The following is a 10,603-nucleotide window of genomic DNA, read 5'->3' on the forward strand; positions in this document are numbered from 1 at the left end:
ACCTCCGCCGCGAACGGAGCGATCTTCGCCTCGGCCAGCGAACGCACCGCCTCACGGAGCATCTCGTGCTCCTCGGAGATACGGAAGAGATCGAAGTCCGCCGCCCCTGCGCTGCCCGCCATGATGCCTGCCTCGTCGTCCAGTGGCCGAAGTCCGGTCGGAGCCCGAATCGAGTCCGATCGACGTCGAATCCGCGGTTAACTACCGTTCAGTAGAGATCCTAGGGCGCCGACCTGCGGCTGCCTAGCGTCCCGGGTGTGCAGCTGATCCCGACGCGCCCCCGGGGTGCGGATAGCATCAGGGCATTCGTACTGGTCGCGTCCGCATCCAAGGAGAACCCGTGACCCTCCGCATCTCCGTGATCGGCACCGGCTACCTCGGCGCCACCCACGCCGCCGCGATGGCCGAGTTCGGCTTCGAGGTGCTGGGTCTGGACATCGACCCCGAGAAGATCGCCATGCTCACCGCGGGCCGGGTCCCGATGTACGAGCCCGGGCTCTCCGAACTGCTGCTCAAGCACGTGGCCGGACACGAGGGTTCGACCGGCCGGCTGCGGTTCACCACCTCCGCCCAGGAGGCCGCGGAGTTCGGCGACGTGCACTTCGTCTGCGTCAACACCCCGCAGCGCAAGGGCGAGTTCGCCGCTGACATGTCGTACGTCGACGCCGCGATCGACGGGCTCGCGCCGCACCTGACCCGCCCCGCGCTGGTGGTCGGCAAGTCCACCGTCCCGGTCGGCTCGGCGGCCCGGCTGGCCGAGCGGCTGGTTTCGCTGGCGCCGGTCGGCGAGGGCGCCGAACTCGCCTGGAACCCGGAGTTCCTGCGCGAGGGCTTCGCCGTGCGGGACACCCTGCGCCCGGACCGGATCGTGGTCGGCACCCAGAGCGAGCGGGCCGAGCGGATACTGCGCGAGGTGTACGCGGAGCCGATCTCGGCCGGGGTGCCGTTCATGGTCACCGACTTCGCGACCGCCGAGCTGGTCAAGGCGGCCGCCAACTCCTTCCTGGCCACCAAGATCTCCTTCATCAACGCGATGGCCGAGGTCTGCGAGGCGGCCGGCGCGGACGTCACCCAGCTCAGCAAGGCGCTCGCCTACGACGAGCGGATCGGCGGCAGGTTCCTCAACTCCGGTCTCGGCTTCGGCGGCGGCTGCCTGCCCAAGGACATCCGCGCGTTCATGGCCCGGGCCGGCGAACTGGGCGCCGACCAGGCGCTGACCTTCCTGCGCGAGGTCGACTCGATCAACATGCGGCGCCGCTCCCGGATGGTGGAGCTGGCCCGCGAGCAGTGCGGCGGCGGCTTCCTGGGCCGCCGGGTCGCCGTCCTGGGCGCCGCCTTCAAGCCCGACTCGGACGACATCCGGGACTCCCCCGCGCTCAACGTGGCCGCCCAGATCCAGCTCCAGGGCGCCCAGGTCACCGTCTACGACCCGAAGGCCGTGGACAACGCCCGCAAGATGTTCCCGTCCCTCGCCTACGCCCACTCCGCCCTGGAGGCGGCCGAGGGCGCCCACGTCGTCCTCCACCTCACCGAGTGGGCCGAGTTCCGCGAGCTGGACCCGGCGGGGCTCGGCGCGGTGGTCGCCGAGCGCCGCCTGCTCGACGGCCGCAACGTCCTGGACGCCGAGGCCTGGCGGGCCGCCGGCTGGACCTACCGCGCCCTGGGCCGCCCCAGCTGAGACGCCCCGGCCGGGCCGCCTGCCCGCCGCGCGAAGCGCCCGTCCCCGGACCTCGGGGGCGGGCGCTTCCGCCATCTCCGGCCCCATTCATTTGAACACGTTCAGATTGCATGCGAGGATCGGTCCCCGATGTCCGCGGCGAGGGGGGACCTCATGCACGCCGAAACGCACGCCGAACGCACCGGCCCGCTGGACCGGGTGCTGACCTGGATCACCGCGGGCCTGGTGACCGCCATCCTGCTCGGGCCGGCCGTCTTCCTGGCCCTGTTCGTGGTCCTCTGGAACGACAGCGACCGGTGGCTCGACAGCGGCGCGTCGACCGGGACGGCCTGCTCCAGGGTGCTGGCCTTCGCGGGCGGGTCGCTGCCCGCCCAGGCCACCGGGGCCTCCTGCACGGACGACGGAGCCTGGCAGGTCCAGGGCTGCACCGCCGAGTTCCGAATGCCCCGGGAGGAGCTCGCCGCCCGGCTGACGGCCGCCTTCCCCCGGGTCCGGCTGGACCACGAGGACACCGCCGGACTGAGCTTCGGCAACGCCCACGAGGCGAACGGCTCCCGCCCTCGCGGGCAGGCCATGGAGGTCCACCTGAAGGCGGCCTACCAGCCGGACGGCACGGCCCTGGTGGAGCTCAGGGCCTTCGACACCTGAGCCGTCCCCGGCGAGGAATCCCCCGCCCCCGCCCGGTGTTCCCACCGGCATGACGAGCTACGGCGACGACGCGACGGTCCGCGAGATCCTCACCGGCACGGGCGACACCTGGGCGGTGGTGGGCCTGTCCGGCAACACCGCCCGGGCCGCCTACGGGGTGGCCCAGGTGCTCCAGCGCCACGGCAAGCGGATCGTGCCCGTCCACCCGAAGGCCGAGACCGTCCTCGGCGAGCAGGGCTACGCCTCGCTCGCCGAGGTGCCGTTCCCAGTCGACGTGGTGGACGTCTTCGTGAACAGCGCACTGGCCGGGGAGGTCGCCGACCAGGCGGTGGCGGCCGGGGCGAAGGCGGTCTGGTTCCAGCTGGGCGTGGTGGACGAGGCCGCCTACGCGCGGACCCGGGAGGCCGGGCTGGCCATGGTGATGGACCGGTGCCCGGCCATCGAGATCCCGCGGCTGGGTTAGGAGTTCACGCCGTCCAGCTGCGCGATGGTGGCGATGGACGGGCGGCGGGCGGCGCGCAGCCCGGCGGCCACCGACTCGGCGTCGCGCAGGACGCGGACGGCGTTGTGCCAGGTGAGCTTGGCCAGGTCGGCCTCCGACCAGTGGCGGCCGAGGAGTTCGGCGACCAGGTTGGGGTAGCCCGCCACCGAGTCGAGGCCGTCCGGCAGGAAGGCGGTGCCGTCGAAGTCGCCGCCGATGCCGATGTGGTCGACGCCGGCGACCTCGCGCATGTGGTCGAGGTGGTCGGCGACGGTGGCCGGGGTGGCGACCGGGCGCGGGTGGGCGGCCTCGAAGGCGCGCTGGCGCTCCATGGCCGGCGGGGTGGTGTCCAGCGGGTGGAAGCCGTGGGCGCGCATGTTCTCGTCGGCGGCCTCGGTCCAGTCGATGGCGGCGGGCAGGATGAACTTCGGCACGAAGGTCGCCATCGCCACCCCGCCGTTGGCGGGCAGCTGGGCGAGCACGTCGTCCGGGATGTTGCGCGGGTGGTCGCAGACCGCGCGCGAGGAGGAGTGGGAGAAGACGACGGGCGCCTCGGTGACCCGCAGGGCGTCGCGCATGGTGTCGGCGGAGACGTGCGAGAGGTCGACCAGCATGCCGAGCCGGTTCATCTCCCGGACGACCTCCTCGCCGAACCTGGTCAGCCCCCCGGCCACCGGCTTGTCCGTCGCGGAGTCCGCCCACGGCACGTTGTCGTTGTGGGTGAGCGTCAGGTACCGCACGCCCAGCTCGTACAGGGCGCGCAGGGTGGCCAGCGAGCAGTCGATGGAGTGGCCGCCCTCGGCGCCCATCAGGGAGGCGATCCGGCCGTCGGCGCGGGCGGCCTCGACGTCGGCGGCGGTGCGGGCCAGCCGCAGCCGGTCCGGGTAGCGCTCGACCAGGGCGTGGACGAAGTCGATCTGCTCCAGGGTGGCGCTCACCGCGTGGTCGCCGGCCAGCGAGGCCGGGACGAAGACGGACCAGAACTGCGCGCCGACCCCGCCCTCCGCGAGGCGGGCGAGGTCGGTGTGCAGGCGGTCGCTCTGGTCGGCGGCGAGGTCGAGCGCGCCGAGGTCGTACCCGGCCTGCTCGCGCATCGCCCAGGGGAGGTCGTTGTGGCCGTCCACCACGGGGGCGGTGCGCAGCAGGGCGCGGGCGCGGTCCAGCGGGGTGAGGGAGTCCGAAGTCATACGGGCTGTTCTACCCCACCCCTTCCACCCCACCCCGCTCCCGGGTTACTTGCCGAACCCGAAGGAGGTGGAGCCGGCCACCTTGGCCCGGAGCTTGGCGCCCTTCTCGGTGGCCTGGTTGTTCAGCTCGGTCTGGAACTCGGTCATCTTCTCGGTGAGTTCGGAGTCGAACGCGGCGAGCATCCGCACCGCGAGCAGGCCGGCGTTGCGCGCGCCGGCCACCGAGACGGTCGCCACCGGCACACCGGCCGGCATCTGGACGATCGACAGCAGGCTGTCCATGCCGTCCAGGTAGCGCAGCGGCACCGGAACGCCGATGACCGGCAGCGGGGTGACGGACGCGAGCATGCCCGGCAGGTGGGCCGCGCCGCCGGCGCCCGCGATGATCGCCTTCAGGCCGCGCCGGTGGGCCTGCTCACCGTACGCGACCATCTCGCGCGGCATCCGGTGGGCGGAGACGACGTCCACCTCGTAGGGGATCTCGAACTCGTCGAGCGCCTGGGCGGCGGCCTCCATGACCGGCCAGTCGGAGTCCGAGCCCATCACGATGCCAACGACAGGGGAGGTCATTCGGTGATCGTTCCTCGCAGGTAGGCGGCCGCGTGGCGGGCGCGCTCGCGGACGTCTTCGAGGTCGTCCCCGAAGACGTTGACGTGGCCGACCTTGCGGCCGGGCTTCACGTCCTTCCCGTACATGTGGATGCGCAGCCCGGGGTCACGGGCCATGCAGTGCAGGAAGGGGTGGTACATGTCCGGGTAGTCGCCGCCGAGGACGTTGACCATGACGGTCCACTTGGCGCGCGGGCGCGGGTCTCCGAGCGGGAGGTCGAGGACGGCCCTCAGGTGGTTCTCGAACTGCGAGGTGACGGCGCCGTCCTGGGTCCAGTGCCCGGAGTTGTGCGGGCGCATGGCCAGCTCGTTGACCAGGATGCGGCCGTCCCGGGTCTGGAACAGCTCGACGGCGAGGTGGCCGACGATGCCGAGGTCGCCGGCGATCCGCAGGGCGAGCTGCTGGGCCTCGTCGGACAGGGCCGGGTCGAGGTCCGGCGCGGGGGCGGTGACCTCGGCGCAGACGCCGTTCTCCTGGACGCTCTCCACCACCGGGTAGGCGACGGCCTGGCCGCTGGGCGAGCGGACCACGTTGGCGGCCAGCTCGCGGACGAAGTCGACCTTCTCCTCGGCCAGCACCGCGACGCCGGCCAGGAACGGGGCCTGCGCCTGCTCCTCGTCGTCGACGACCCAGACGCCCTTGCCGTCGTAGCCGCCGCGGACGGTCTTCAGGACCACCGGGTAGCCTGAGCCCTCATTTGCGAAGGCGGTGACGTCGGCCGGGTCGGCGACGATCCGGTGCCGGGGGCAGGGCACGTCGATGGAGTCGAGCTTGGCCCGCATCACGCCCTTGTCCTGGGCGTTGACGAGCGCGTCCGGGCCGGGGCGGACGGCGATGCCGTCGGCCTCCAGGGCCCGCAGGTGCTCGGTGGGGACGTGCTCGTGGTCGAAGGTGATCACGTCGCAGCCGGCGGCGAAGGCGCGCAGGGTGTCGAGGTCGCGGTAGTCGCCGAGGACGACGTCGGAGACCACCTGTGCGGCGGAGTCCTGGGGCGTGTCGGCGAGGAGTTTGAACCTGACCCCGAGCGGGATGCCCGCCTGGTGTGCCATGCGGGCCAGCTGCCCGCCACCGATCATGCCCACCACTGGAAAATTCACATTGCCCGGGGAAGTCACGCGGCCCAGGATATCCGGGCCGGTCGGGGGCGGTGGAGGCGCCGGTGGGGCCACCCGGATGGACGCGCGTAGATGTCAACCTGCCGCCCTCGCGGCTGAGCCGTTCGGTGGAAGCGGGTAGCCTGGACGGCCAGGTCCTGATCTGCGCGGTCCGATCATGTGCGTGCACGCAGGGCTCTAGGGATGTCCGCGACACCAGGGGCAGCCCTCTCGTCCCGCAGGCACATGGAGGCAGTCCGGTATGACGACGACCGAAGCTTCGAAACCCCCACTCGCGCAGAAGATGCGTGGACTCACGGGTGAAGTCGTGAAGTTCGGCATCGTCGGCCTGAGCGGCGTGGTGGTCAACTTCGCCGTCTTCTGGGTCTGCATCAACGGCATGGGCCTGGCCTCGGTGCGGTCGAACGTCGTCGCGACGGTGATCGCGATCGCGACCAACTACCTGGGCTACCGCTACTGGCTGTACCGGGACCGCGACGCCGCCTCCCGCAAGCGGGAGATCACGCTCTTCCTGGTCTACAGCGGCATCGGCATGCTGATCGAGACCGGTGTGCTCGGCTTCTCGGTGTACGTGCTGCGCCTGGACTCGCACTTCGAGCAGATCGGCGCGAAGGTGATCGGCCTCGCGGTGGCCACCGTGTTCCGCTTCGTCTCGTACCGCACCTGGGTGTTCAAGGCCGTGCCCGAGCCGGCCGCGGCACCCGTCCAGCAGCCGGTGGCTCCCGTCCAGCAGCCGATGGTGCCCGCCCAGCAGCAGGCCTCGGCGCCCGCCGGCGGCCTGGAGCTGGCCGCGCAGGCCGAGCGGATGCTGGCCCCCGAGCAGGTCCGCTTCGCCCAGGCCGAGTAGGCCCCGGGAACCGGAGAGCCCCGGCGGGCCGAACGGCCGCCGGGGCTCACTGCTGTCCGGGCAGCGTCCGGGCACCGGTCCCGGGGGCCCACCCGTGCCCCCGGGCTCCTGCCCGGACCCGCTCAGTCCTCGTGGCTGCGCCCGAGGAAGAGCGCGAACACCGCCGGCTTCAGCGAGAGCAGTTCGAGCCGCCCGCCGTCCGCCTCCGCGAGGTCCCGGGCGACGGCCAGGCCGATGCCGGTGGAGTTGCGGCCGCTGACCGCGCGCTCGAACACCCGGTTGCCGAGGTCCGGCGGCACGCCGGTGCCCTGGTCCTGGACCTCGATCACCACCGAGGTGCCGGACGGCCGGACCCGCAGGGTGATCGTCCCGGCGCCGTGCATCAGCGAGTTCTCGATCAGGGTGGCCAGCACCTGGGCCACCGTCCCCGGGGTGCCGACCGCGGTGACCCCGTGCAGCCCCTCCAGGGACAGCACCCGGCCCTGCTCCCGCAGCGTCGGGCCCCACTCCTCCACCTGCTGCTTGATCACCTCGTCGAGGTCGAAGGCGACGGCGGTGGGGCTGCGCGGGTCACGCTGGGTGGTCAGCAGCCGCTGGACCACGTCGGTGAGCCGCTCGACCTGCTGGAGGGCGATGGTCGCCTCCTCCTTGACCGTCTCCGGGTCCTCGGCGAGGGCGGTGATCTCCTCCAGCCGCATGGAGAGCGCGGTGAGCGGGGTGCGCAGCTGGTGCGAGGCGTCGGCGGCGAGCCGGCGCTCGGCGGTGAGCATCCGGGCGATCCGCTCGGCGCTGGTGTCCAGCACCTCGGCGACCCGGTCGAGCTCGGGCACCCCGTAGCGCCGGTCGCGCGGGCGGGGGTCTCCGGAGCCGAGCCGCTCGGCGGTCTCGGCGAGGTCGGTGAGCGGCCGGGCGAGCCGCTTGGCCTGCCAGACGGCGAGCGCCACCGCGGCCTGGACGGCCAGCAGGGCGACCACGCCGAGCAGCAGCAGGTTGTTGGCGATCTCGTGGTCGACGTCCTCGCGGGACTGCTCGACGGTGACGGTCTCGCCGCTGTTGCCGCGCTCGACGGCCTTCAGCAGGTGGTTCCCGGCCGGGCGCTCGCCCGCCGAGACCACCGGCTGTCCGGGCACCTGCACCTCGACGTAGCTGCCCTCGGTGACCTGGCTCTCGAACGCCCGCCCGGTGACCGGCTCGCCCGCGGCGAGCCGGCTCTCCACCAGGGCGAGCACCCGGACGGCGGCCGCGTCCACCCGGTCCTGGGCCGAGCTGACGATGGTCCGCTTCTCGACCAGGGCGAGCGGCACGCAGAACACCACGACCACCACCAGGACGACGCCCAGCAGCGAGTTGATCATCCGGCGTTTCACGCTGCCGCTCCCCGAGGTGTTCCGTTCCACCGGACGCCGCCCCCGTCGGACGCCGTCCGGCCCCGATCTCTCACGGGGTGATCTCCGACGGGGTCAGTTCTTCTCGAACCGGAACCCCACACCGCGCACGGTGGCGATGTAGCGCGGGTTGGCCGCGTCGTCACCGAGCTTCTTGCGGAGCCAGGAGATGTGCATGTCCAGGGTCTTGGTGGAGGTCCACCAGGTGGTGTCCCAGACCTGCCGCATGATCTCCTCGCGGGTGACCACCCGGCCGGCGTCCCGGACCAGGACGCGCAGCAGCTCGAACTCCTTGGCGGAGAGGGTGAGCTCCTCGTCACCGAGCCAGGCGCGGTGGGACTCGATGTCGATCTTCACCCCGTGCGCGCCGGTGGTGAGCTGGTCGACGTTGCCGCGCCGGAGCAGGGCCCGGACCCGGGCGAGCAGTTCGGCGAGGCGGAAGGGCTTGGTGACGTAGTCGTCGGCGCCGGCGTCCAGGCCGACCACGGTGTCCACCTCGTCGGCGCGGGCGGTGAGCACCAGCACGGGGCAGCTCTTGCCGTCGGCGCGCAGTCGGCGGCAGACCTCCAGGCCGTCCATCTCGGGCAGGCCGAGGTCCAGGACGACGAGGTCGACCTCCTCGGTGAGGCCGGCGGCGAGTGCGGTCGGACCGTCCTCGCGGACGAGCACCTCGTAGCCCTCGCGTCGCAGGGCCCGGGCGAGCGGTTCGGAGATCGCCGGATCGTCCTCGGCGAGCAGCACACAGGTCATGTGGTGATGGTAGTCCGCCGGGGTGAGCCCGTACGCCCTGTGAGGTAGTTCACAGAGCGTGATCGTTATACAAGCGCGTGATCACACCCAACGGGGCGTGACGGACCGGCAGTTCGGTGAAGAATCTTCGCTTGGATCTTTGAACCGAAGGAAGACACGCCCATTTACCATCGATAGATCGGGCAGATCTGCTGCCAACTTGGCCATTCCTGCATCTGATTCGTGGCCTTTGTCATCTGATAAAGCCAAATGTCGCCACGTAGAGTGGTTCTGTCCACGTCTGCCGCAACACCCCCGGGCGGACGCTGTCAGGCAAGGAACCACTACTCATGGCGTCTAAGACCCTGGACACCGACGTTCCGTCGGCCAACCCCAGCGGCAAGACCTTCCTCGGCCACCCCCGAGGACTCGCCACCCTGTTCATGACCGAGATGTGGGAGCGCTTCTCCTACTACGGCATGCGCGCGCTGCTCATCTACTACCTGGTCTCCGGTGGCGCCGACGCCGCCGTCGGCAGCCAGGGCGGCGGCCTCGCCATGAAGGCGACGACGGCGACGGCGATCTACTCCGTCTACGTCTCGATGGTCTACCTCATGGCCTACCCGGGCGGCTGGTTCGGCGACCGGGTCTGGGGCGCCCGCAAGACCGTCGCCATCGCCGGGTTCGTGATCATGTCCGGCCACATCGCGCTGGCCGTCCCGGGCCAGGCCGCGTTCTTCGTGGGCCTGCTCCTGGTCGCGCTCGGTTCCGGGCTGCTCAAGGCCAACATCTCCACGATGGTCGGCCAGCTCTACAACGGCCCCGACGACCCGCGCCGGGACGGTGGCTTCACTGTCTTCTACATGAGCATCAACCTCGGTGCCTTCGTCGCCCCGTTCGTCATCGGGACGATCGGCAAGGAGTACAACTGGCACCTGGGCTTCGGCCTGGCCGCGGTCGGCATGGCGTTCGGCCTCACCCAGTTCCTGCTGGGCAGCCGCCACCTGAGCGCCCGCAGCAGCGAGGTCCCCAACCCGCTGCTGTCGGACGAGCGCAAGCGCCTGCTGGTCAAGGGCGGCCTGGTCGTCCTGGGCGTCGCCGCCTTCTACGGCGCCATCGTCGGCCTGGGCGTCTACACCCTGAACTGGGCCCTCGTCCCGCTGACCGTCGCCGGTCTGCTGATCCCGGTCACCGTGCTGACCCGGATCAAGCGCGACAAGGACCTGAGCTCGGACGAGCAGTCCAAGATGTCCGCGTACATCTGGTTCTTCGCCGCGGCCGCGATCTTCTGGATGATCTACGACCAGGGCGGCTCCACGCTCTCCCTGTTCGCGGACAAGAAGACCGCCGACAACCTGTTCGGCTTCGGCTTCTCGGCCACCTGGTACCAGTCGCTGAACCCGCTGTTCGTGATGGCGTTCGCGCCGGTCTTCGCCTGGCTGTGGCTCTGGCTGTCCCGCCGGGACAAGGAGCCGAACACCATCGTGAAGTTCTCGATCGGCCTGGTCCTGGTCGGCGTCTCGTTCTTCATCTTCATCATCCCGATGACCATGGCGGACAACGGCACCATGGTCTCCCCGCTGTGGCTCGTCTCGATCTACCTGATCCAGACCATCGGCGAGCTGTGCCTCTCCCCGGTCGGCCTCTCGGTCACCACCAAGATGGCGCCGCGCAAGTACGCCTCCCAGATGATGGGCGTCTGGTTCCTCGCCGTCACCGCCGGTGACTGCACCACCAGCCTGCTCTCGCTGGCCGGCGTCAGCCTCAACGGCACCGGGATCATCGCGATGGAGGCCTCGCTCGCGGCCCTCGCCGGGTTCGCCGTCTTCACCTACCGCAAGAAGGTCCAGGCCCTCATGGGCGACGTGCACTGACGCCCGTCCCCCCACCAGGCTGTCAGCGCACCGCCGGGGCCGCCGTGGAT

10 protein-coding genes and 1 pseudogene are annotated in these 10,603 nt (G+C 71.2%); 5 read left to right on the plus strand and 6 right to left on the minus strand.

What is annotated here, in order from left to right:
- Positions 1-122: pseudogene (locus ACFRMQ_RS30705) on the minus strand (acyl-CoA dehydrogenase family protein); the annotation flags it as partial.
- Between the two features lie 218 nt (positions 123-340).
- On the opposite strand from ACFRMQ_RS30705, the gene ACFRMQ_RS30710 reads away from it, so the two are divergent.
- The 3 genes from ACFRMQ_RS30710 to ACFRMQ_RS30720 all read left to right on the plus strand — a co-directional run bounded on the left by ACFRMQ_RS30710 (position 341) and on the right by ACFRMQ_RS30720 (position 2,789).
- The gene (locus tag ACFRMQ_RS30710; protein ID WP_380733962.1) at positions 341-1,678 is read left to right on the plus strand and encodes a UDP-glucose dehydrogenase family protein; all 1,338 of its coding nucleotides are present in this window, start codon (positions 341-343) and stop codon (positions 1,676-1,678) included.
- Positions 1,679-1,831: 153 nt separating this feature from the next.
- A complete protein-coding gene (locus ACFRMQ_RS30715; protein ID WP_380733963.1) occupies positions 1,832-2,326 on the plus strand; it encodes a hypothetical protein in 495 nt (164 codons plus the stop codon).
- Between the two features lie 49 nt (positions 2,327-2,375).
- A complete protein-coding gene (locus ACFRMQ_RS30720; protein ID WP_380733964.1) occupies positions 2,376-2,789 on the plus strand; it encodes a CoA-binding protein in 414 nt (137 codons plus the stop codon).
- Here ACFRMQ_RS30720 and ACFRMQ_RS30725 read toward each other — a convergent pair.
- Genes ACFRMQ_RS30725 through ACFRMQ_RS30735 form a run of 3 tightly spaced genes read right to left on the minus strand, consistent with a single transcriptional unit; the run spans position 2,786 to position 5,700 of the window.
- Positions 2,786-3,994: a dipeptidase gene (locus ACFRMQ_RS30725; protein WP_380733965.1), complete on the minus strand. Its 1,209-nt coding sequence runs from the start codon at positions 3,992-3,994 to the stop codon at positions 2,786-2,788. The two genes, ACFRMQ_RS30720 and ACFRMQ_RS30725, sit on opposite strands and share 4 nt — an antisense overlap.
- 45 nt (positions 3,995-4,039) lie before the next feature.
- Positions 4,040-4,564 carry a 5-(carboxyamino)imidazole ribonucleotide mutase gene (purE, locus tag ACFRMQ_RS30730; RefSeq protein ID WP_380733966.1) on the minus strand — a complete coding sequence of 175 codons (525 nt, stop codon included), beginning with the start codon at positions 4,562-4,564 and terminating at the stop codon, positions 4,040-4,042.
- Positions 4,561-5,700, minus strand: a complete 1,140-nt coding sequence (locus ACFRMQ_RS30735) for a 5-(carboxyamino)imidazole ribonucleotide synthase (RefSeq protein ID WP_380733970.1) — start codon at positions 5,698-5,700, stop codon at positions 4,561-4,563. Before ACFRMQ_RS30735 ends, purE begins: the two co-directional genes overlap by 4 nt.
- Before the next feature lie 325 nt (positions 5,701-6,025).
- On the opposite strand from ACFRMQ_RS30735, the gene ACFRMQ_RS30740 reads away from it, so the two are divergent.
- A complete protein-coding gene (locus ACFRMQ_RS30740; protein WP_380733967.1) occupies positions 6,026-6,565 on the plus strand; it encodes a GtrA family protein in 540 nt (179 codons plus the stop codon).
- Between the two features lie 122 nt (positions 6,566-6,687).
- Here the strand turns inward: ACFRMQ_RS30740 and ACFRMQ_RS30745 are convergent, their stop codons facing one another.
- A complete protein-coding gene (locus ACFRMQ_RS30745; RefSeq protein ID WP_380733968.1) occupies positions 6,688-7,932 on the minus strand; it encodes an ATP-binding protein in 1,245 nt (414 codons plus the stop codon).
- 93 nt (positions 7,933-8,025) lie between these two features.
- Positions 8,026-8,700: a response regulator transcription factor gene (locus ACFRMQ_RS30750; RefSeq protein ID WP_030058577.1), complete on the minus strand. Its 675-nt coding sequence runs from the start codon at positions 8,698-8,700 to the stop codon at positions 8,026-8,028.
- Positions 8,701-9,029: 329 nt separating this feature from the next.
- Here ACFRMQ_RS30750 and ACFRMQ_RS30755 point away from each other — a divergent pair, with 329 nt between their 5' ends.
- Entirely contained in the window at positions 9,030-10,553 is a 1,524-nt protein-coding gene (locus ACFRMQ_RS30755; RefSeq protein ID WP_380733969.1) for a peptide MFS transporter, read from the plus strand.
- Positions 10,554-10,603: the final 50 nt, after the last annotated feature.

Source organism: Kitasatospora sp. NPDC056783, from assembly GCF_042789895.1.
Taxonomy (GTDB): Bacteria; Actinomycetota; Actinomycetes; order Streptomycetales; family Streptomycetaceae; genus Kitasatospora.